This is a genomic window from Gluconacetobacter brunescens, from assembly GCF_048695475.1.
Classification (GTDB): domain Bacteria; phylum Pseudomonadota; class Alphaproteobacteria; order Acetobacterales; family Acetobacteraceae; genus Gluconacetobacter.
This window is the reverse complement of record NZ_JBLHEN010000002.1, coordinates 450547-472202: the sequence shown is the minus strand read 5'-3', so window position 1 is coordinate 472202 and position 21656 is coordinate 450547. Positions and strand designations below refer to the sequence as shown.

The 21656-nt window shown below is 55.3% G+C and carries 13 protein-coding genes and 5 pseudogenes; 6 read left to right on the top strand and 12 right to left on the bottom strand.

The window, feature by feature from the left end; translation table 11 throughout:
• Positions 1-12: 12 nt before the first annotated feature.
• A complete protein-coding gene (locus tag ACMAUO_RS14370) occupies positions 13-735 on the top strand; it encodes a glycosyltransferase family 25 protein (RefSeq protein WP_420357659.1) in 723 nt (240 codons plus the stop codon).
• 388 nt (positions 736-1123) lie between these two features.
• Here the strand turns inward: ACMAUO_RS14370 and ACMAUO_RS14365 are convergent.
• Positions 1124-2006, bottom strand: a pseudogene (locus ACMAUO_RS14365) (IS110 family transposase).
• Positions 2007-2151: 145 nt separating this feature from the next.
• On the opposite strand from ACMAUO_RS14365, the pseudogene ACMAUO_RS14360 reads away from it, so the two are divergent.
• Positions 2152-2990, top strand: a pseudogene (locus ACMAUO_RS14360) (IS5 family transposase).
• A 93-nt stretch (positions 2991-3083) separates the two neighbouring features.
• On the opposite strand, the gene ACMAUO_RS14355 reads toward ACMAUO_RS14360, so the two are convergent.
• The 9 genes and pseudogenes from ACMAUO_RS14355 to ACMAUO_RS14315 form a co-directional block, all read right to left on the bottom strand.
• Positions 3084-4769, bottom strand: a complete 1686-nt coding sequence (locus ACMAUO_RS14355; RefSeq protein WP_420357658.1) for a DUF4422 domain-containing protein — start codon at positions 4767-4769, stop codon at positions 3084-3086.
• A 76-nt stretch (positions 4770-4845) separates the two neighbouring features.
• Positions 4846-5856, bottom strand: coding sequence for a UDP-glucose 4-epimerase GalE (galE, locus tag ACMAUO_RS14350; protein ID WP_420357657.1), 1011 nt, complete (start codon positions 5854-5856; stop codon positions 4846-4848).
• Between the two features lie 152 nt (positions 5857-6008).
• A pseudogene (locus ACMAUO_RS14345) lies at positions 6009-6845 on the bottom strand (IS5 family transposase).
• 79 nt (positions 6846-6924) lie between these two features.
• The gene (locus ACMAUO_RS14340) at positions 6925-7206 is read right to left on the bottom strand and encodes a hypothetical protein (protein ID WP_420357656.1); all 282 of its coding nucleotides are present in this window, start codon (positions 7204-7206) and stop codon (positions 6925-6927) included.
• 95 nt (positions 7207-7301) lie between these two features.
• Positions 7302-9524, bottom strand: a complete 2223-nt coding sequence (locus ACMAUO_RS14335) for a glycosyltransferase (protein WP_420357655.1) — start codon at positions 9522-9524, stop codon at positions 7302-7304.
• Between the two features lie 163 nt (positions 9525-9687).
• Positions 9688-10579, bottom strand: a pseudogene (locus tag ACMAUO_RS14330) (IS110 family transposase).
• Between the two features lie 305 nt (positions 10580-10884).
• The gene (locus ACMAUO_RS14325; protein ID WP_420357654.1) at positions 10885-12438 is read right to left on the bottom strand and encodes an FkbM family methyltransferase; all 1554 of its coding nucleotides are present in this window, start codon (positions 12436-12438) and stop codon (positions 10885-10887) included.
• A 647-nt stretch (positions 12439-13085) separates the two neighbouring features.
• Positions 13086-13906: pseudogene (locus ACMAUO_RS14320) on the bottom strand (transposase).
• Between the two features lie 199 nt (positions 13907-14105).
• Positions 14106-14348 carry a hypothetical protein gene (locus ACMAUO_RS14315; protein ID WP_420357653.1) on the bottom strand — a complete coding sequence of 81 codons (243 nt, stop codon included), beginning with the start codon at positions 14346-14348 and terminating at the stop codon, positions 14106-14108.
• A 159-nt stretch (positions 14349-14507) separates the two neighbouring features.
• On the opposite strand from ACMAUO_RS14315, the gene ACMAUO_RS14310 reads away from it, so the two are divergent.
• The 3 genes from ACMAUO_RS14310 (at position 14508) to ACMAUO_RS14300 (ending at position 18860) form a co-directional block, all read left to right on the top strand.
• Positions 14508-14909, top strand: a complete 402-nt coding sequence (locus tag ACMAUO_RS14310) for a hypothetical protein (RefSeq protein ID WP_420357652.1) — start codon at positions 14508-14510, stop codon at positions 14907-14909.
• A 229-nt stretch (positions 14910-15138) separates the two neighbouring features.
• Positions 15139-17478: a TonB-dependent receptor family protein gene (locus ACMAUO_RS14305; RefSeq protein WP_420357651.1), complete on the top strand. Its 2340-nt coding sequence runs from the start codon at positions 15139-15141 to the stop codon at positions 17476-17478.
• A 14-nt stretch (positions 17479-17492) separates the two neighbouring features.
• Positions 17493-18860, top strand: a complete 1368-nt coding sequence (locus ACMAUO_RS14300) for a PepSY-associated TM helix domain-containing protein (protein ID WP_420357650.1) — start codon at positions 17493-17495, stop codon at positions 18858-18860.
• 32 nt (positions 18861-18892) lie between these two features.
• On the opposite strand, the gene ACMAUO_RS14295 is transcribed toward ACMAUO_RS14300, so the two are convergent.
• A complete protein-coding gene (locus ACMAUO_RS14295; RefSeq protein WP_420357649.1) occupies positions 18893-19537 on the bottom strand; it encodes an SCO family protein in 645 nt (214 codons plus the stop codon).
• A 178-nt stretch (positions 19538-19715) separates the two neighbouring features.
• On the opposite strand from ACMAUO_RS14295, the gene ACMAUO_RS14290 reads away from it, so the two are divergent.
• Positions 19716-19943 carry a hypothetical protein gene (locus ACMAUO_RS14290; protein ID WP_420357648.1) on the top strand — a complete coding sequence of 76 codons (228 nt, stop codon included), beginning with the start codon at positions 19716-19718 and terminating at the stop codon, positions 19941-19943.
• Between the two features lie 3 nt (positions 19944-19946).
• Here ACMAUO_RS14290 and ACMAUO_RS14285 read toward each other — a convergent pair whose 3' ends face one another.
• Positions 19947-21605, bottom strand: coding sequence for a long-chain-fatty-acid--CoA ligase (locus ACMAUO_RS14285; protein ID WP_420357647.1), 1659 nt, complete (start codon positions 21603-21605; stop codon positions 19947-19949).
• Between the last annotated feature and the right edge of the window lie 51 nt (positions 21606-21656).

Genomic DNA, 21656 nt, shown 5'->3' with positions numbered 1-21656 from the left:
ACATGGTTGGATATGAATAAGTTCTTTATCAGCTTGGAAAGAACGCCGGAACGGACCGAGCGTTTTCTCACGGTCAACGCGCATATCCAGGGACTGGTGCATGCCCCGGGAATCGACGGATCGCTATTGGATATCGAGGGCATGAAGCAGCAGGCTTTTCTGCATCCGGATTGCCAGTTCACGCGTGGTGCCGTCGGCTCGGGACTGACGCATGTCGCCCTTTGGGGCTCGGTCGCCAAGAGCGGCGTGGCTGCCCATATTTTCGAAGACGATGCCTTCCTGTGCCGGAATTTCGAAGAGGAAAGCAGCCGGGTCATTGCCAGCCTGCCCGAGGACTGGGACATCATCCTGTGGGGCAATAATTCGGACACGGTGCTGCAGTTCGAGCTTCTCCCCGGCATTACGCAATGTGTTGCAACATTCTCGCAGGATAGCGTCCGGGCGGGGATTCAGACGTTTCGCGACATGGACGTTACGTCGCGGCCTTTCCGGCTGGATCATACGTTCGGTATCTGCGGTTATGCGATTTCGCCCCTGGGCGCTGATAAGCTGATTAGAAGTTGTCTGCCCATGCAGACGGTGGATCTTGCCTATCCGGCATTGGGCGGACGGGTTTTGCCGACGAGCTCGATCGATCATCTGATGAATCGGCATTATCGTGAGATGATGGCGTATACGTGCTTCCCTCCGCTGTGCTTGACGGATAATCAGGTGGAGAATAGCCTTAATAAATAGTATTTATCCTTGCCGCGGATCGTGGGAAAATAATAGAATCGCGGTTGCGGTGAATTTTTTTGTGTGCCGATGGATGACCGTTCTGATCGCAATTTTTGTGTGTTTATGGCAACATATTGGGCCTGCTCTGGGATAACCTTGAAATCACGAAGTCACTGGATGTAGCAATCCGGGGGGAAACATCGTTACGTCTCGATGATGGGATAACGCAATCAAACCAAGGAATTTGTATTTTCTTCGGGATAAGCGGAGGCGGTGACGCTCTGCTACGAAGGGGATGGTCTAACCTTGAGCCTGATGGTGTCCAGAGCGACGAACAAGCGGAATTCGTTCTGTGGGGGGGACGGTGGCCTGAGAGTATCCGTTGTGATCAAGCTGTTTCTGGCGTTCATAGGCGATTGTCGCGCAACAGGGCGTTGGCGAGGACGATGAGTTTTCGCATGATGGCGGTAATGGCGACTTTGGCGTGCTTTCCGGTGGTGGTCAGTCGGTCATAGACCCGCTTGAGATCGGGGTTGAAGCGCATGGCGACGATGGCGGGCATGTAGAGTGCCTGCCGGAGCGGCAGCCTGGCCTTCCTCCATCGTGCCGAGTTCCGGCATGTCGGCCAGCAGGGCATGGGCGGTGATCATGCCAAGACCCGGGATGCTGGCCAGCACGTCCCGGCGCCGAGACAGGTGCGGGTCTTCTGCCACCAATGCCGCGATGGCGGCATCGAGAGAAGCGGTCTGCCCTTCAATCTGCCGCAAACGATGCCGGCCATGGCGTTTCAGCAAATCGATCGTCAGGGTTTTGAGGCGATTGATCGTTGCCGTCCGGTCTCGCATCAGGCTGCGGCGGGCTGCGACCAGTTCGGCCAGGCGGTTCTGCAGGTCCGAACGGACCGGGCGTGCGACCGGCTCCAGCAGCGCGCCATAACGCGCCAGCATCAACGCATCGATACGATCGGTCTTGGCGAGCCTGCCGGTAGCCTCGGCGAAACGGCGCGCCTGCCGCGGGTTGACCTTGATCGCTGGCACGCCGAGGGACGCCAGACGTTCCTCCAGCAGCCGGTGATACGGGCCAGTCGGCTCGAACACCACCCGCGCGACGGTCTTCATGTCGCCGATCCAGCGCAGGAGCGCGGTCTGGCCCTTGCGGGTGTTGGCCACGCGCACGGTCTCTCCACCGGGGTGACGGGCTGCATCGAGATGGTCCTTGGAGACGTCGATCCCGATCGTGATCGACGCGGGCTGTGGTTCGGGCTTGGAAGCCGTGGCCGGATGCGTCATCTTTTCCATGTCCTATGCTTGTCATCCGAGGCCGAACCTCGGGTATCCGTTCAGGGCACAAGGAAAAGAAGGGGCGGTCATACTCTCAAGCCGACCCATCACGGTCTGCCTGTCACCGACCCGTCCCCTTCCTGATTTTTCCGGGGTGGCCACCCCGGAAAAATCAGTCCTTTGTCGCACACAGCGACACGGAAGGCATAAGACAAGACGCTACCCGACCGATCTGATGGACGAGGAATGGCTGTTCATTCAGCCGTTTCTGCCGTCAGTGGCCAAGCGTGGTCGCAAGCCTGCGACGGACCTGCGCGATGTGCTTGATGCGCTTCGCTATCTGGCACGGACAGGCAATGGATGGCGGATGCTGCCGAACGACTTTCGGCCCCTTGATAGACAGTGTATTGGTGGCTCCGCCGCTTCATGCGCCGGCTCCTGTTCCGCACGATCCATGACGTCGCACTGATGCTCGACCGCGAACGCGAAGGGCGCGAGCGGAGCCTGACGGCCGCCGTCGTTGATAGCCAGTCCATCAAGGCACCAGCAGCGGAAAAGCAGGGCTTTTGATACAGGCTAGAAGGTGTCGGCGGTAAGCGATACATTGCCGTCGATACAGATGGCCGATTGCTCATGGTCAATCTGACCATCGCCGATATCTCCGACAGTGCTGGTGCTCAAGCGATCGTCGCAGCCATTCGCAAGCGATGGCCCTGGCTCAAGCATCTGTTCGCTGACGGTAGTACCTACGACCGCACCCGCCTTATGAATGCCGCGACCTATCAGGATTTCGTTCTCGAGATCATCCGCCGCTCCGACAAGGGGCCCAGCTTCAACGTGTTGCCCCGGCGCTGGGTCGTCGAGTGCACTTTCGGTTGGATGACGCGCTGGAAGCGGATCGTGCGGGATTACGAGCAGAGGATCGACGTCACGGAGGCGATGATCCATGTCGCTCTCGGTAGCCTCATGCTCCGCAGAATTGTCCATCCATGACCATTCTTAAACGGACGCTTACACCAGTAGTTGGGAGATATGGGTAAACAAGGAGCCTGGCCCTTTGCGAGGAAAATATGCGGATGACCGTTTTCATGCGGAAGGGGGGGGGTGGTCATTTTCCTGCGTTTCCATTTTTGCCCGGTAAAAGAAGTACAGGTTCTTCAGGGGGTGTTCGCATGAGGCAACCCACGGTTTGACTTCGCCCGTAAAATGAAGAATGGCCGGGTGCTTGGCGGCTTCGGCCTGCTGGAGGTCCGAATAGGCGACATCCTGCTCGTTGTGGCCGTAAAGCCGCCCACCGGCGTTCCAACGCAAGGGCAAGAGTTCAATATCATCTTTGAAGGCGATATTAATAATGTCCTGATCCTGAAGCGTGATATTTTTTATGTTTTTTACAAAAGATTCCATGTACAGAAACTTTAGATTGCCATATTTTTCTTTTGCTCTGTGTAGGTCAATAACAAAAACACCTGCATTGATATAGCTTTTGTTGTATTTCTTTCCAAAAAGCTTTCGCGAATGGGTAATTCCACCTTCATCCATGCACCCACCGAGTGTTTTTTCCTTCAGGTCCATATTCCAGAGTAACGTTATGTCGTCACAATAAATGGTATCTAGATCAGAATAGATGAAACGACCAATATTATCTGGAAGAAATTCGTGCATTATCAGTCTGTAATACGTGTTTTTGCTAATGTGCGGCCGATTGTTTGGGAAAATGTTTGAGAAAGTATCTGAGCTGACATTATAGAAATCGAACTGGTTTATTGGAAATTTCGCATGCATTTTTTTTATGTTGGCATGACTCAACCTTTCGTCATGCAGAACGTGGAAATGGACGCTATTTCGATTTTCTGTATTGTCAAGTAAAGAATACAAAGAGACCATTGCATGATCTATATATTTATCATCAAACGAGATAACAATGTGAATACGGTCTGAGTATTTGATCGGCCTTTCCTTGGGTGGATGTTTGTAAGTTATTTTGCTTATGTCATATGGTGTGGAGAATTTTGGAATAATAATTTCTCCAGCATGAAAAAACGTTTCTTTTTCACCATAAACAAAATGTTTCATCAAAAACACAGTGCTTAGAAAACTATAAATGAATTTAAATACTTTTTTCTGTTCGTTGTTGCGATGAGATGTGTCAACAGTTCTTTCAAAAAGAAAAAGAACAGAAAAAATAAAATCGCAATATTGATCAAAAATGTCTCTCCGTAGGAGAATATTTTCGCTATTAAACTTAGAATCGATATGTGCTGTTAAAAGGGCTGCTTCATAATACACACTAAAGTTGTTTTTTATGAGGGTTAGAACGCAGTCAATATCTTTTTTCTCATGTTCAAAGCAGTAATTCTCATAAAATGTCTGGACATGAGATGCCGCAGAGTGGGGGTGAATCTTGCATAAGGGCGCGGTCAGAATGGTGTGATTCTGGCAGGAACTCTCAATATTTTGGGAGCAGAAATCAATAAATTCGATATTTTTATTAAGAATGGAAATTTTCTGGTGAGCGAGTTCGGAGAAGATCAAATATGATTTTTCAGTGTTCAGGCCGACATAGTCATGTTGCGTATTTTTCCAAATCCAGTAAAGGACCGTAAGTTCGCACCACTCCCGATTTCTAGCAGAGATCGTGTCACCTGTGTCGTCACCAATCATGCCTGCAAATTTTACATTGGCAATTGCGCGCCCCCCCTGAATGGGTTCAAAATAACGGTTTCTATGTATATTTGTATTGGTGTGATGATATACATAAATCTTGATATCCATCAGATTGTCCTTATTGATATTGTCTTTGATTATTTTCATAATGAAAGATTTTTTTTAATCGGTCATTCTCTGCTGTCTATTTGACTTTTGCACTCAGGAATTGCCAGCGCCATGAATCCCTGCACATATCGACCAATGTACGCTTGGCGGTCCAGCCAAGCATGGTTTTTGCCAAAGCCGGGTCGGCATAACAACTGGGAGCATCGCCCGGGCGACGCGCGCCAATTTTGTAGGGAATTTCAATCCCTGTTGTATTTTCAAACGCATGGAGCAATTCCATTACGGAATGGCCAGTGCCAGTCCCGAGATTGACGGCATGGGTGCCATGAGTGCCAAGGGCTACCTCCACTGCGGCACAGTGAGCTTCCGCCAGATCCATGACGTGCAGGTAATCACGTATGCCTGTGCCATCGGGTGTGGGGTAGTCATTGCCAAAAATGGTCAGGCAGTCGCGCTGTCTGGCTGCGACCTGGCACAAATAGGGCATCAGATTGGTGGGAACGCCGCATGGGGCCTCCCCTATTAGGCCCGAGGGATGGGCGCCAACAGGATTGAAGTAGCGTAGCAAAAATGCGGTGGACAATATGCCGGTTCGCACAAGGTCCCCTATCATATCTTCCATGATCAGTTTTGTACGGCCATAGATATTGGTGGCATGCAGAGGCGCTATTTCTGCAATGGGGCAGTGTTCTGGTGCCCCATAAACCGTGGCGGAAGAAGAAAAAACAATACGCCCGATACCCGCATGCCGCATGGCTGTGAGCAAGCTTAAAGTGCCCGCTACATTGACATCAAAATAGAGCAGTGGGTTAGCTTCGCTTTCTCCCACGGCCTTGAGGGCGGCGAAATGAATGACGGCCTCAAATGCGGCAGCTGCAAATATCTGCCGCACAGCCTCGGTATCACGGATATCCACCTCATGGACGGGGCAGTCAACGCGCGTAATTTCCTTCAGCCGGGGAGGGACCGAGCGCGATGCGTTAGAAAAATTATCCAGAAGCGCGACCTCATGGCCACGCGCTAGAAGGGCTACCGCAGTGTGGGAGCCGATAAATCCGGCTCCGCCGGTAAGAAGAATACGTGCCACACGCCCACTTTGCTACAGAGGGAATTTGAACAATGACTATATCAACATTTCCGCCCAAGCCAATATTGGATGCCCCGAAAGGCCGGGCTCATGCGCAATGGGCATTCTGCCGCGTGGGCAGTGCACCGTAAAGCCTTAGAGTCCGTCCAAGATCATGCTTTATGATTACAGAGTCTTCGGAGCATCATCCGGACTGATGCCGATTGAAGGAAAGCGAGTGCGTTCTGGTTGAGGCACTCCCAATCCTTGCTCAGGCGTCGGCAGCGGTTCAGCCAAGCGATGGTGCGTTCCACAATCCAGCGCTTGGGCAACACCACGAACTTTCGGGCATCGCATCGTCGCACGATCTCGACGTTCACAGTGCGGCAGGCATGGGCCAGTCCCTGCTGGAACTTCGGCCCCTGATAGCCAGCGTCGGCGTAGAGTTTCAGAAGGAACGGATACAGTCCGAACAATGTTGCCATCAGCATGACGCCGCCGTGGCGGTCCTGGATATCAGCCGCATGCACTATGACGGCCATCGGAAGTCCCTGTGTATCGACGAGGATATGCCGCTTCTTGCCCTTGATCTTTTTGCCACTGTCGAAGCCGGACGGGTCGATCCGGCGCCCCCTTTTTCGGCACTTTGACGCTCTGACTGTCAATAATGGCCGCTGTGGGGCTGGCGTCGTGATGCACCTGTTCGCGGCAGAGCACGTAAAGGGCATGGTGCAACCGCTCGAGCGTACCCTCATACTGCCAGCGGCAGAAATAATAGTTCACCGTGCTGCGTGGCGGCAGATCTTTCGGGAGCGCGCGCCACTGGCACCCGATGCTCAGAATATACATCAGACCGTTCATGACCTCGCGCACGTTCACGGTCGCTTGTTGCCGCCCCGCTTCGCATGGGGGATCATCGTCTCGATCAGCGACCATTCCTCGTCAGTCAGGTCGCTGGGATAGCGGAGTTTGCCGCTGTCATACCGGACGCGATTTTCAATCGCCCACATCGAGCGCCTCTCCAAATCGGGGCTACCGACATGGAATCACAGATGATTCTAAAGATTCAAGATGATCTCGGACGGACACTTATGATGACCGAGTAGCTTTAAGTAAGGTGATTGCGCGGGCCAAGTCGTCCCTCTCTTTTTGTAGGTCAAGGTATCCTTTGCGGAATTCGCCAATTTTTCCATTAATAGCATTAACCTGCTCTTGCAGGGCGGCGTGGGCCTGTTCGGTCGCACGCAGTTTTTGCAAGGCGAGCAGATACTGTTTTTGCAATTCCGCAAAATTGGTTTTCAATCTTTTTTCGTTATACAAAAGAAATTCTACTGAACGTTCTTTCTGGTCGTCTTGGGTTGGAAAGGTCATGTCTCTGTTTTCCTGCCTGGCGTAAAATTCATGTCTTTATATGCAAAAAAGCGATTGGGGTTTGAGCACGCTCTATTTTGGAAGCCTGATATTTATCAATCGCATGCCAGCTCTTCAAAGATTTTTTTGACGTTCTCGGTATATTGCTCAGGTCCGTGTTGTTCCTCCAATTTGCGGAGGGCGTTGAGCGCAAGTTGCTGGCGCTGCTCCGGGTGGCGGAGAAGATCGTTTAATGCGTGGGCGTAGGCCCTCACCAATTCTTCATCCGTCAGTGTGTCGGAGTGAATGAGCTTGCCGGTCACATTATTTTCAATGATTTCATCAATCCCACCCACGGCAGGTGCTACAATAGGCAGCCCTACAGACATGGCCTCCAGCAGCACGTTGGGAAGCCCGTCAAAGCTGCTTGTATAAAGGAAGCAAGCATAACCCTCTGTCGCAATTTTAGTAAAGTTCGAAAAGGGCCCTCGGTAGGTAATGTTCGGGAAGGACGAAAAGACATGAGTGTCAAAATGACCTAGAACGTTTATTCCAAAAACATCAATCTGGGCTTCTGGATAGAGTTCATAAAGCATTTTGGATATTGGAATTAACAGTTCTGGTCTTTTTTCATTGTCAATTCGACTTGCCCATAAAATTCTCGTGCTTGGTTGGGTAATATTCGATTTTATAGAGTCTATAGAGGTAAAGTTTGGTTGGCATGCATAGAGTAGTTTCCTTTTTTTGTTTTTTGCGTAAATATAATAAATATCGTTGTTAATAATATTTTTATTATCTGATAATATGAGGTCAACCTCATCAAGAATCGTTGCTGCCGTTGTGAAGAAATTTCTGTATATAGGAAAGGAATCTGATCCTGATTTTTCATCAGAAAATCTGTAAAATATTTTCTTGTTATTTTTTAGTATTTTCAGGAATTTATGTGTAAAAATATATGCAAATGGACTTGGCTTGATGTGGATGCGCGCTTGTGGAGCGCAGTTCTGGATAAGCTTGAGGACAATCAGATTGCGTTCATGCTCATTCAGGTCAGAGGCAAGGGTTGGAATGTCAAGTATGGTTACGTGTTTTGGCAAGCGTGCTGATGCGCTCATTGCAGAGGATTTTTCACCCAGAATAATCAGAGTTTGATTGTCGGGGGCTAATGCCTCCAGGGCCTTGATAATATCAAAAATATATCTTTCCGCTCCACCGACGGAGAGGAAGGGTAACAGAATGACATCTGTAAATGTTTTATCCCGAATTATCTCACACACTTCGTAATAGGCAACGCCTATGGCAGGGTTTATCAAATCTAAAGAGGAACGAAAGTCGTTATCTGTCAAAAAATAGGGGTCAATCAAGGGCTCTATTTTGTTGGCAGCAGAAAGCAGTCCCCAGAATACCGGATCTCTGAGCGCATCAATACGTTTGAAATTAAATGTCTTCAGGATGTCTCGGCCATGGGTTTTCCATGACAAATATTTATCCTTGCTCAGGCGTAGAAAAGTTGGCGGCTCGAAAAGAATACAGGGCGCAATTTGTCCGGGAGAGTCGGTTGATGCTTGAACCGAAAGACTGCTTGCTCGTCTTCGGTAAAAAAAGACTGTATCGGGCGTGGGGCGGATGTTGCAGTCTATAGCTAGTGCTGTCGCATTGAAATGCCAATCTTCATACGCATAGCCAGAAGATAGGGAGTGATCCACGAACTGTATTTTTTCGTAAAGACTACGCTGAAACATGATGCACGACAGATAGGGATGCATGCCAATGAATGGCAAAGGGGACGTAGCATCAGTGTCAGGATATTCCAGAATATGGCTCTGCATACCAAATGAGAATAAATATTGACATATCCTGATTGCCAATTTTCCGCTTTGCATGACATCAGTATAAAGGGCCGTCAAGGCATTGAATGAAATAAGGTCATCAGCATCGTGCAGAAGAATGCAGGTTCCTTTTGCCGCTTCAATTCCTGAATTGCGTGATAGACCCAATGAACGATGAGAGACACGGAGAACGGTTACAGGACAGACGTCCTGTAAATCGGTGTTTTGGAAAACCGTTTCAGTTTCTTCATCGCTTGAATCAAAAACGGCAATAATTTCGCAGGTCAGGCCGCAGACCTGCGAGTAGCGAATGCAGCCTTCGAGGTTGATCAGTGTTCGAGCAAGAAAATTTTTTTCTCTATGTATATTGATGACGATGGAAATGTTCGGATTGGAAACATTTTTTTCTTGAATCATACTCGCCATTCCAAATAACTTCAGAGCCTGTTTGAAAATGCACGCTGGTGACGATCCGACGCGCGTTTCCTGTGCTTCGGTGCTCACGGCCATCAAGGCCGCACCGCTCTCGCTTGCCAGGGTAGATTTCCAAACAGGCTCTCATTGGAAGAAGTTTATATAAGGTATCAATCAAATCGGGAATATAAAATATCAGTGGATATAAGTGAGTTGCGCTGCCTGAGAGTATCCGTTGTGATCAAGCTGTTTCTGGCGTTCATAGGCGATTGTCGCGCAACGGCGCGTTGGCGAGGACGATGAGTTTTCGCATGATGGCGGTAATGGCGACTTTGGCATGCTTTCCGGTGGTGGTCAGTCGGTCATAGACCCGCTTGAGATCGGGGTTGAAGCGCATGGCGACGATGGCGGGCATGTAGAGTGCCTGCCGGAGCGGCAGCCTGGCCTTCCTCCATCGTGCCGAGTTCCGGCATGTCGGCCAGCAGGGCGTGGGCGGTGATCATGCCAAGACCCGGGATGCTGGCCAGCACGTCCCGGCGCCGAGACAGGTGCGGGTCTTCTGCCACCAATGCCGCGATGGCGGCATCGAGAGAAGCGGTCTGCCCTTCAATCTGCCGCAAGCGATGCCGGCCATGGCGTTTCAGCAAATCGATCGTCAGGGTTTTGAGGCGATTGATCGTTGCCGTCCGGTCTCGCATCAGGCTGCGGCGGGCTGCGACCAGTTCGGCCAGGCGGTTCTGCTGGTCCGAACGGACCGGGCGTGCGACCGGCTCCAGCAGCGCGCCATAGCGCGCCAGCATCAGTGCATCGATACGATCGGTCTTGGCGAGCCTGCCGGTAGCCTCGGCGAAACGGCGCGCCTGCCGCGGATTGACCTTGATCGTTGGCACGCCGAGGGACGCCAGACGTTCCTCCAGCAGCCGGTGATACGGGCCAGTCGGCTCGAACACCACCCGCGCGACGGTCTTCATGTCGCTGATCCAGCGCAGGAGCGCGGTCTGGCCCTTGCGGGTGTTGGCCACGCGCACGGTCTCTCCACCGGGGTGACGGGCTGCATCGAGATGATCCTTGGAGACGTCGATCCCGATCATGATCGACGCGGGCTGTGGTTCGGGCTTGGAAGCCGTGGCCGGATGCGTCCTCTTTTCCATGTCCTATGCTTGCTGTCACCGACCCGTTCCCTTCCTGATTTTTCCGGGGTGGCCACCCCAGAAAAATCAGTCCTTTGTCGCACGCAGCGACACGGAAGGCATAAGATAAGCCTGACCTGAAATGTGGGCTGGCGGCGATCCAGCGCGCATTTCCTGCGCTCCGCTCCGATGCTCGGAAACACACGACGAGCGCGGCCCTGACGGGCCGCTCTCGCTCGCCAGCGTGGATTTCCAAACAAGCGCTGAGTGGTCACATTAATTGAATAAGCCAGCAATGGCTTATTCAGTTTGAATGATGGGGCTGCTTATGTTTTTTGCGAGAGATTTAAAACATTGATCCCGGATTGGAAAATATTATGAAAGCCATTTTCAATATAGATATATTTTGCATAATCTAACAACACGTCTTTTCGGTAAGCAGAAACATCGTTCCCAAACTGTAAAATAAAATATTGCTCACTTAGGTGAGAAATTAGTTCTTTTATGCTGCTATCGCTCATGCATTGTATTTCAAAATGAATAATAATTGGGTGACATTTGTGTAAAAGTATATCATCGATAATGATTTTATCCATTCCCTCAGCATCGATCACCACAATGTCAGGGGGCGCACCATTTGAAATCGCAACAAGCTCATCGAATCCCACAACATCGACCTCAATTTTTTCGATGCAGGTTTGAATGATTCTTGTCGTTCGTTCATCTATGCCCCCTAGGCCCCCTATGGCATTCTTGTCGTTGTAGATGGAGGATATTCCAAGAACCCATGCGGGTAGGCCAGATTTTTCTACTTTTTGCGGGTTGATGGCATTTAAGGAGAGCTTTTTTTTGTCAAGGCTATAGGCTCGCTGAAGGATATTGGCTCTGGTATTGTTTTTGTAGTTTTCTTTCAGGAGGGTATACATATAAGGATTGGGCTCGAGAAGAAGGGCCCGTGGATTGAAATTAATCATTGCGTTACGCAGCGGGTCTACCAGAATTCCGTCTGCTGCGCCGATTTGCCAAATGAGTTTTTCTGGATATTTATTCAAAACCCAATGAATTATTTTTGATAGTTCAAATAGCTTCTCTGATTTTTCGTTAAAACTAACATTTTTTTCAATACTCATAACGCAATTAATAGTTTGTTCTCTGTGTTTGTGAATTGCGTGAATTATATTCTTGATTTCATCAAGATTATCTAGTGTTTCTAATTGTTTTTTGGCATCTTCAATATCTCCTGATTTGATTAGAGTTATTATTTTTTCTTTTTTTATTTCAGGAGAGACCCACCCTCCACCCCAGATATGAATGCCATATGTGGTATCAAGATTTTTGTTCAGAATAGATGAGAGAGGTTCATTATATTGGTAGGGGTAAAAAGAAGCGGTTGCCAAACGTTTATATGGGTATTTTTTTAAATATAGACCGAATAAGTGAGGTCCTGTTGTAATGTTCGGCCTTGTTTCATCTATATCTGTTTGAATAATATGATGAATCAAATCATAAAAAATTTCATTTTTGGGAGGGGATGCTATAAAACCGATAGAGCAATACTCTTCGGAGTCATCTTCATTGCATATGGTCAATTGTTTTGTTATGTCCTTAATATTGATGTAATTATATGGCATCATATCACAGTCGATATACATGCCACCATGGTGGTACAGAATTTCATAACGAGCTAAATCTGATTGAGAGATTTTGCTGGAAAATATCTTTAATTTTTCATAGGAAAGTGGCAGATTCTTCATGTCTTTATCTGTCCATGTGATGAATTCACATGACGGATATTGACGCTGCCATGCTTTCCAATAGTTTTCGTAAGTATGGGGAATTTCTTTATTTCCAAACCATATTCTATGAATTTTTTGTTTCATGTGGCTCATCCTTCTGATAATATTTCTGTTATTATATACGCAAAATTGCCCTTTGAAAATTTTTCCTGATTACGCACTATGTTCAGTCACGGATTCATTGAACGAAATAAGAACGATTGTTGATTTTGCGAGGCTTGGTCGATGGCTCGGAACTAAGGTTCAGTTTCAAATAGTGGCTGAACGAAACTCAGTTCGACGAACTCTGGAAGCGAAGCGAAGCGAAGCGAAGAGAAGGGGCGGCGGTAATCTTCAACTGGTATTGGGCATTCGGTTTTGAACGCCACAGCCTGTGGTGGGCGGGCGCATAGCGTCATCCAGCGCTGTGGGTAGCAATGCAGCATGTGCTGCAAACAGACGTCTCTGGTCGCCGGGATGATCTTCGCGGCGACCAAGGTGTTGCTGCGGATCGAGTTTCCTGCCCTGTATCACCTGACCCAGAGCAAACGCGGCATCTCCAGCGTTGAACTGGGGCACAGACTCGGCGGAAGGCGTGGCGGGGCAAGCACGAGGGGGGATCAGATAGGTAGGACGCAGATCGTAGACGCTGCCGGAACCACACCGCAAGGTAAGGCAATCCGCCCGAAACTCCGCCGCGCGGCCGGGACTGTCAGGAATTTTCGTGTGCGAGGCGTTGTTCACGTTGTTGATCAGACGATGGCGCGGGCGAAGCGGTCACCGAAGAGAATGGCGAACTGTGCCTTTGCCATGGACCATTCCCTTGGGAGCATAGTCCATTCTTTCTCGGCCCGGTTCAAGGCCAGGAAGAGGAGCTTGAGGGCCGCGTCGTCATTGGGGAAATGCCCTCTGGCCCGGACGGCCCGCCTGAGCTTGGCGTTCAGCGCCTCTATGGCATTGGTCGTATAGACCAATTTCCGGACTTCGGCGGGGAAGGCATAAAAGGGAATGACCTCCTCCCAGGCCCGCTCCCAGGACTGGACGATCGCCGCGTATTTCCGGCCCCAGGCGCTTTCGGCAAAGGCGGCCAGGGCAGCTTTTCCGGCCTCGGCGTCCACCGCCCGGTCCAGCACGGCGTCGGTGATGACGCTGATCAGGTCCGGTGAGGCCTCTACGCCATAGATTTCAAGCAGATGGCCCTGGATCTCGCGTACGCTCACCCCGCGCGAATACATCGAGACGATCCGATCGTCGAAACCGGGAAACCGCCGCCGGTAGCGCGCGATCAGTTGCGGATCGAACGTTCCCGCCCGATCGCGCGGGATGTCCAACCGCAACCGGCCGACATCCGCACGGTCTTCTGGCCGTAGCCATTGCGGCAGTTCGGGGAGCCGGCCGCAGCCTCGTCGTCCAGATGGTGGTCCAGCTCGGCGCGTTGAGCAACCGCTCCGCCAGCGCCTTCTTCATATCGCCCAAAAGGGAGTCCGCGTCGGACATCGTGCGGACCACGCGACCAGCCAGAACCTGGTCCAGAACATCGTCAGGAATCCACCGGCTTCTTGCGTCGGGCCATGATGCTTCTCCTTCTCCAGCATCACACCAAACACACGAAATTCAGGATAGGCCCGCGCAGCCGGGTTCAGGGCAGAAGATACGGTCTGTTTTCACTTTCGAATCGGCATAGAACTTGCTGTGTTTGGCAACTGATTTTGAGCGATCTCTTGATCGTATCGCCCCCCTCGGCAGAATTGCACGCCGAAGGGGGGATGAGGTTACAAATCCTCGTCTTCTTCTTCCTCACCGTCGTCACCGTAAACCGGTTCGACGGTGATGGTGTCGTTGTTGCCGGCGCGGAGGGTTTCGGCGTCGCGTTCGGCTTCTTCTTCGGTCTCGTAGAGCTTGCCGTCGTCCGGGTCGTCGTTCCAGCCTGCTTCCGGATCCCAGAACTGGACTTCGTCGTCGCCGATTTCCCGTATCACGAGATAGCCGACGATCACGTCGTTTTCGTCTTCCATGATGTCCCCCCTTCTTCCTGCTGGACGGCCGACGTATGGACGATGCGGCCAAAAAAGGAAGGGAAAAAATGGCCCGAAGGCGAGATGCTGGCGGGTTCCCGCGTTTATGACAGTTCGGATACGCTAGGCAGGGCGGGGGAAAGGCCCTAAGAGCGGATTATGAGTGTGATGCGCGACAGCAGGGCGAGGTGGCGGGCCGCATGGCCGCTGGTTCTGCTTGCGCTGGTCGCGCGGCTGACGCTCGGTGGGCTGGCGAGCCCGCAGGCGGTGTTCGACGATCCGCTGGTGCAACTGGCCAGTCTGTCGGTGTTCTGTGACAGCGGTCATCCCATGGCGCCGGGACCCGAGGGGTCGCATCATGGTGGTGGAGGCGGGCAGGTAGACGGCTTCGTGCTGTTGGCCGAGGCGCTCGATACGCCGGCCCTGATTGTGGGCAGCGCGGCTTTCGTGGTCTGCGCAGTCGTTGCCATGGGGATGGGGTGGGTATTTCCGCCCGTGCGCGGGCCACCCTTCCGGCACCGTTTCAGCCTTTATCCACAAGGACCGCCCGCCCTGGCCTGAGAGCCTGCGCGAATCTGTGCGCTGGCGGCGATCTGATGCGCGATTTCCTGGCTTTGGTGTTCACGGCCATCTGGCTGGTGGCTTCGATGCCTGGAAAGGCACGTCGGTGCGACCTTGGTGGGGCGCTTTCGTTTGCCAGCCCGTATTTCGAATCAGGTTCTGGATGCGTTCTCGTGACCGTCGTGCGTTGTGCGGCAGGTCTTCGTGTCGGTCTTTCAGGTCTGAATCCATGTCCATCAGAATCGTCCATGCAAGTGGACCGGGGTTGGTGGCCGGCGCGTTGGCGCTGGCCTGCGTGCATGCCGCTTTTGCCCAATCGGTCAAGGAGAGGCGTCCGGCTGTCGCGCCGCCGGAACGGGTGCCTCTCAAGCGTTCGGCCCCGGCTGCGTCGGCCGTGCCGGCGGGAGAGCGGATTACCGTGCGCGGTTCGGGGCGGGGGGCGGCGACGGTGCGGCCGGCGGGGCAGACGACCTACAGCACCGAGCGAAGTAGCTTTGCCAATCAGGTGGGGCAGAGTGTGGCCGATATGGTCGTGACCATTCCCGGTGTGAGTTTCGTTGCGGGGAATGGGCCGCGCGATATCGTGGTTTCGGTGCGGGGGTCGGGGGATCGGCAGTCTTACGGGCTGAAGAACCTCCAGGTGCTGGAGGACGGGTTTCCGGTCACCCAGCCGGATGGCACGGCGCGGTCGGACCTGATCGATCCGCATGCCTATGAGGGGGTGGATGTCTTTCAGGGGCCGGCTTCCACCGTGTACGGGAATTATGCGATCAACGGGGCGATCAATTTCCGCACCCGCTCCGGCGCCGATATCCATGGGCTGGAACTGGGGTCGGATTTCGGCAGTTTCGGCATGTTCAATCAATATGTCACGCTGGGCGTCGGCGGGCGGGCGTATGATCTGACGGTCTTTGGCAGCGACGTGCGGGGGAATGGCTTCATTGCCAACAGCCGCTATGCGACTTCGACCGAAAATATGCGGTTGCGGGTCAACCTGACGGAGCGGGATCGGCTGATCCTGAAATTCGTCAATAACGTCACCGATGCGTTTCTGCCGCTGCGGCTGTCTCTGGCGCAGTATCGGCTTAATCCTTATCAGCAGGGCTGTGCCGTTGCCGCGGATATGGCGGCGGGGTGCGCCACGGTGAACCTGCTGGTCAATGGCCGCTATGGGGCGACCGTCGCGCGGACCCCGCAGCAGGCGGGGCTGGGCCGGTTCGATCGGCGGACCATCGTGGGTCTGCGCTGGGAGCATGATTTCGACAGCCGGACGACCTGGCGCAACCAGTTCACCTATGACCAGCGCCATATCGATCAGCCGACTTCGGTGGCCAGCTATGTAGGGCCGTATAATTCCTACAATGCCAGCAGCGATGTGACGAGCCACGCGCGGCTGGGGGCGAGCAGTCTGACGACGTTCGGCGGTGTCAGTTTCGATTATCTGGATTTCGGGTCGCAGGTTTATAACGTGACGCCGGCAGGCGGGGCGACGCGCGGCGGGCTGAACGGGACGTCATACGGGCATCAGTGGAATCTTGGTGCCCGGTTCCAGGAGGACTGGCAGTTCGCGCCGCAATGGCATGCGGTGGTCGGATTGGGGGGAACCTATTCCGATCTTGGGGCGATCCAGAATCTGTATGGATATAGTGCCGCCGGGCAGAGCGTGACCGCGATTACGGCCAATCGCTTCTTCTTCAATCTCGCGCCCGAGGCGGCGCTGATCTATGCGCCGGATCGCGACTGGACGCTGCATGCGCGCGTCGGCACCGCCTATGCCACGCCGACGACATCGAACCTGTTCGTGACCCCGCAGGGGAATTACGGCAACAATACCCATCTGAAGAGTGAGACCAGCGTGGGGGTCGATCTGGGGGCGGAGTGGCATCCGTTTGCCGGGCTCGACCTTCAGGCGACGGGGTTCTACGAATTCTATCGCAATGAGCTGGTCAGCCAGTCGGCCGGGGTCAATACAGTCAGTTCCTTCACGTTCAATGCGCCGGCGTCGCAGCATCGGGGTGTCGAACTGGGGGCGGAATGGACGCCGCTGCGCCGTGCCCTGCCGGGTGGGCGGATCAGGCTGAGTTATACCTACGACAACCAGATCTACACTGATTATACCGAGGTGATGTCCGGCGGCGGGTTGTCGCGGGCGTTCGATCGGGACGGCAGGCGGATTCCGGGCGTGGTGCCGAATTTTCTGAATGCCCGGTTTCTCTATGACCAGCCGGACGGCACGCTGGAGGGGCTGGGCGGGTATGTCGAGGTGACCTGGCGGAGCGATTACTGGCTGGATAATGCCAACCGGCTGCGGGCGCCGGGCTATGCCCTGGTCAATCTGGAACTGCATTACGATCCGCCGAAGCGCCTTGGCTGGGTGCATCGGCTGCACAGCTACATCGAAGTGCAGAATCTGGCCAACCAGACCTACGTGGCCGGTGCGACGAACATCGCGGACGTGTTGCAGGCCGATGGAACCCAGGCGGGGGCGGCGGTGCTCGCGACGCGGACCGGGTCGATCTATGCCGGGTCGCCGCGCGCCGTGTTCGGCGGTGTGCGGGTGCATTTTTGAAGGGGGATGCGACCATGCGTGAGGGACAATCCGCCTTCTGGCCCGAATATCGGACGATCTGGCGCTGGCATATGCTGGCGGGATTGTTCTGCCTGCCCTTCGTGGCCTTTCTGGCGCTGACGGGCACGATCTATCTGTTCAAGCCGCAAATCGATGATCTGATCGACTGGCGTTATGACCATCGGGTCGCGACGGGGGCGGGGGCGCCCGCGTCGGCCGAGGTGCGCGCGGCGCTGGGGGCGGTGCCGGGCAGCCGGCTCATGGCTTATGAACTGCCGCGCCCTGGGCATGGAGCGGCCCGGGTGATCGTCCTGCGGAGTGGCGAGGCGATCCGGGTTTATGTTGATCCGTCGTCGCTGGCGATCCTTGGGCAGGTGCCGGAAGAGGCGCGGTTCGAGCGGGTGGTGTTGAAGCTGCACGGGCAGTTGCTGCTGGGCAATGTCGGGTCGGTCATCATGGAGATGGTGGCGTCGTGGACGATCGTGCTGATCGTTACCGGTCTTTATCTGTGGTGGCCGCGCGGGCGCAGGGGGCTGGCGGGGATCGTCTATCCGCGGCTTGGCCTCTCCGGACGGGCGCGGTGGCGGGATCTGCATGCGGTGACAGGACTGTGGCTGTCGCTGGTGCTGGCGTTGTTTCTGGTGTCCGGTCTGCCTTGGTCGTTCGTCTGGGGGCATGCGCTGCAATCGGTCGAGCAGCGGGTGGGGCGTTTGATGGCGGTGCCGGATTGGGAAATCGGCGCTGTTCCCGTGCGCGATACGATCGCGGGGCATCCGGTTGCGCCTCCTGCCGGCGCGGATGCCATGGCCGATATGCCGGGCATGGACATGGGCGGTGGGCAGGGCGTGGAGCCGGAAGGTCTTGCCGGGCTCGATGCCGTGGTTGCGACGGGTGTGCGGCTGGGGTTGCCGGCGCCGGCTCTTGTGACGCCGCCCGCTTCGGCGGGCGCGCCGTGGGAGGTGCGGTCGGATACGCAGGATCGGCCATTTCGGGCCAGCGTTCAGGTTGGGTCGGATGGAAGCGTGCTGGCGCGTCAGGATTTTGCCGGCAAGGGGTTGGTCGATCGTGCCGTCGGGTATGGCGTGGCGGCGCATGAGGGGCAGTTGTTCGGCTGGCCTAACCAGTTGCTCAATCTGCTGGTGGCCAGCGGGCTGGCGACCATGAGTGTTGCCGCGACCGTTCTGTGGCTGCGGCGGCGGCCGCCGGGTGGCTGGGGCGTGCCGGCTGCCTTGCCGGATCGGCGGGTGGGTGTGGGGGCGGTTCTGGTGATGGTGCTGCTCGGGCTGGTGCTGCCGGAGCTGGGCGGGTCGCTGCTGGTGCTGGCTGTGGTGGCCTGGATGACTGGGCGTCGTATTCCGCCTGACGGATCGGAGCGTGTTTGAAAGCCTAAATAACCTGACAAATGCTTAGGTTTTCAGGTATTGGGCAGGAGTGTGCGCAGTCGATCGGCGATGCTCCGGGGGCTGGAATCGACGGGGAGCATGGCCGCGAGATGGTTGTTGCCGTCCATCAGATAGAGGACGGAGCTGTGATCCATCAGGTAGGCGCTGTCGGGCTGGTTGGAAGTGGGCGCGTGTCGGCGGGCCAGGACGTGGAAGGAATCGAGCATCGGCTGGATCTGGGCGGGGCTGCCTGTCAGCCCGACGATGCGGGGCGAGAAGCGGGCGACATAGTCGTGGACGACCGATGGGGTATCGCGCGTTGGATCGACGGTGACGAAAACCGGCACGACGGAGGCGGCGCGGGGGCCGAGTTGCTCCAGCGCCGTGGTGACGGTTGCCAGCGTCAGCGGGCAGACGTCGATGCAATGGGTGTAGCCGAAATAGATCAGCGTATAGCGGCCATGAAAAGCGGTCTGGGTGATGGGGTGGCCCTGCTCGTCGGTCAATGCGTAGGGGCCGCCGATGGCGGGATGGGGGCGGTCCAGCACCAGCGTGCGCAATCCGGCGGCGGCCAGCAGCAGGGCGCACGCGGCCGCGCTGAACAGCGCCGGGCGTGTCCAGGGACGGCCCCGTTTGGGCGGGGCGGGGTGAAAGCGGGGTTGGGTCTTTTTCGGCATGCCTCTGTCGTGCGTGGCGATGAAGCGTCGCACTTTACGGGTTTTCGTGGTGGATCGCGACTCCTGTGGTGAGTGCCGGCGTGACGGTGACCCTTTGTGACAATTCAGTGCCTTAACGAAAAGACAGGCTTCGCTAGGTTTTGGCATGTTTCCGTCGGCAACGCAGAGAGGCCCGGCCATGCGCGCATCCGCCCTGAGAATGGTCCTCGTGATGGCGGTTGCGCTGCCGATCTTGTCTGCCTGCGCCGATCGGGGCCGCCCGCTGGATGACGATGGCGAGTCTTACGCGGAAGACGGCGGATCGTCGGGGCGGCGCGGCCGGGGTGGCATGGGCGGCGGGCAGGGATTATGGACGGAAGCCCTGCGTACCGCGACGCAGGTCGGCATGGGGTTTCTGCGCCATTGAAGGTCAACTGGTGATGCCCTCCTGAATCTTCAGGTCTTTTCGGGAGAGTTTGCCGATCAGGGTCTTGGGCAGGGAGTCGCGGAAGACGATCTCGCGCGGGCGTTCGATCTTGGAGATATATTGCTCCAGATGGGTCGCGAGGTCGGCCGCCGTGACTGTGGAGCCGGGGCGGAGGGTGACGAAGGCCTTCGGGGACTGGCCGCGATAGGGGTCGGGGACGCCGATGACCAGGGCTTCCAGCACCGCCGGGTGGCGGTGAAGGGCTTCCTCGATGATATGCGGATAGACGTTGTAGCCGCCGCAGATGATGATGTCCTTGAGGCGGTCGACCAGGAAGAGATAGCCGTCCTCGTCGAGATAGCCGACATCGCCGGTGCGGAAATAGCCGTCTGGCGTGAAGGCGGACGCATTCTCCTCGCTCTTCCAGTAGCCGGACATCACCTGCGGGCCTTTGACGCAGACTTCTCCCTTTTCCATGACCGGCAGGCGCTGGCTGATATCATCGAGGCTGCGGATCTGCAGGTCGGTATGCAGGACCACCTTGCCGCAGGAGCCGTCGCGGACGCCATGGAGGGGATTGAGCGTGAGGACCGGTGAGGTCTCGCTCAGCCCGTAGCCTTCGATGACCGGACACTTTGCCGTTTCCTCGAAGCGCTTGCGCAGGGCGACCGGCAGGGGGGCGCCGCCGGAAATGATGGCGCGCATGTGGGTGAACAGGTCCGGCGACAGGCTGGGGTCGCGAAGCAGGGCGGTCTGGATGGTCGGGACGGTGGGCATGAGCGTGATCCGAACCCGGCGCATGGTGGCGAGGGTGGATTGCGTTTCGAAGCGTGGCAGCAGGACGATTTCGCCGCCGCGCTCGATGGTGAGCAGCATGACGGCCATCAGGGCGAAGACGTGGAACAGGGGGAGGATGCCCAGCGTGATGGGTGGTTCGCGCAGGGCGTCCTGCGCCATGTCCTTGATCTGTTCGATATTGGCCAGAAGGTTGCCGTGGGTGAGTTTGGCCGCCTTGGGAATGCCCGTGGTACCGCCGGTGAATTGCAGGACGGCGACATCGTGCATCGGGTCGATCGTGACGTGCCTGGCCACCGTCTTGCTGTGGGCGAGCGTATCGTAGGTGACGATGCGCTTGTCGGCCGGGAAATGGTAGATGTCCTTCGATTTGAGAACCTTGAACAGGGTCCCTTTGACCGGTGGCAGGGCATGCGAGAACGGGCAGACGACGATGCGCCGGACCTGCGTGTTCTCCGCCGCCCGGTAGGCGGGCTCGGCAATGGCCGCGAGGTCCGAGATCACCAGAACCGACACGTCGGCGGTCTTGAGGATCTGGTGGACCTCGTGCTGGACGTAGAGCGGGTTGAGATTGACGACGATGCCGCCGACCCGCTGCACCGCGAAGAAGAGGATGACGGCGTAAGGCGTGTTGGGCAGCGAGAGGGCGACGCGATCGCCCCTGGAGACACCGATATCCTTCAGGCCGCCGGCGACATGCTCCACCGCCTGGAAGACTTCGCGATAGGTGAGCTTGCGCCCCATGAAGTCGATGGCGAGGGCATTGGGATGGCGAAATGTCGAGACGCGCAGAAGCTCGAACAGATCCTGGATCGAATCACCTGACGCGGTATGACGCAGTATGGTGCTCTCATTCATGACATTCATGGGAAAACCCTTTAATCGGGCGGGAGGGGAGACCCTGGCGGAGGGTCGATC

What these genes read in the sequence shown, in the direction of transcription:
- ACMAUO_RS14335 (WP_420357655.1), bottom strand. Translation starts at nt 9,524, where the DNA reads ATGGCCGTGAGCACCGAAGCACAGGAAACGCGCGTCGGATCGTCACCA.
- ACMAUO_RS14295 (WP_420357649.1), bottom strand. Translation starts at nt 19,537, where the DNA reads ATGCCGAAAAAGACCCAACCCCGCTTTCACCCCGCCCCGCCCAAACGG.
- ACMAUO_RS14285 (WP_420357647.1), bottom strand. Translation starts at nt 21,605, where the DNA reads ATGAATGTCATGAATGAGAGCACCATACTGCGTCATACCGCGTCAGGT.
- ACMAUO_RS14325 (WP_420357654.1), bottom strand. Translation starts at nt 12,438, where the DNA reads ATGAAACAAAAAATTCATAGAATATGGTTTGGAAATAAAGAAATTCCC.
- ACMAUO_RS14300 (WP_420357650.1), top strand. Translation starts at nt 17,493, where the DNA reads ATGCGTGAGGGACAATCCGCCTTCTGGCCCGAATATCGGACGATCTGG.
- ACMAUO_RS14305 (WP_420357651.1), top strand. Translation starts at nt 15,139, where the DNA reads ATGTCCATCAGAATCGTCCATGCAAGTGGACCGGGGTTGGTGGCCGGC.
- ACMAUO_RS14310 (WP_420357652.1), top strand. Translation starts at nt 14,508, where the DNA reads ATGAGTGTGATGCGCGACAGCAGGGCGAGGTGGCGGGCCGCATGGCCG.
- ACMAUO_RS14315 (WP_420357653.1), bottom strand. Translation starts at nt 14,348, where the DNA reads ATGGAAGACGAAAACGACGTGATCGTCGGCTATCTCGTGATACGGGAA.
- ACMAUO_RS14370 (WP_420357659.1), top strand. Translation starts at nt 13, where the DNA reads ATGAATAAGTTCTTTATCAGCTTGGAAAGAACGCCGGAACGGACCGAG.
- ACMAUO_RS14355 (WP_420357658.1), bottom strand. Translation starts at nt 4,769, where the DNA reads ATGGATATCAAGATTTATGTATATCATCACACCAATACAAATATACAT.
- ACMAUO_RS14290 (WP_420357648.1), top strand. Translation starts at nt 19,716, where the DNA reads ATGCGCGCATCCGCCCTGAGAATGGTCCTCGTGATGGCGGTTGCGCTG.
- ACMAUO_RS14340 (WP_420357656.1), bottom strand. Translation starts at nt 7,206, where the DNA reads ATGACCTTTCCAACCCAAGACGACCAGAAAGAACGTTCAGTAGAATTT.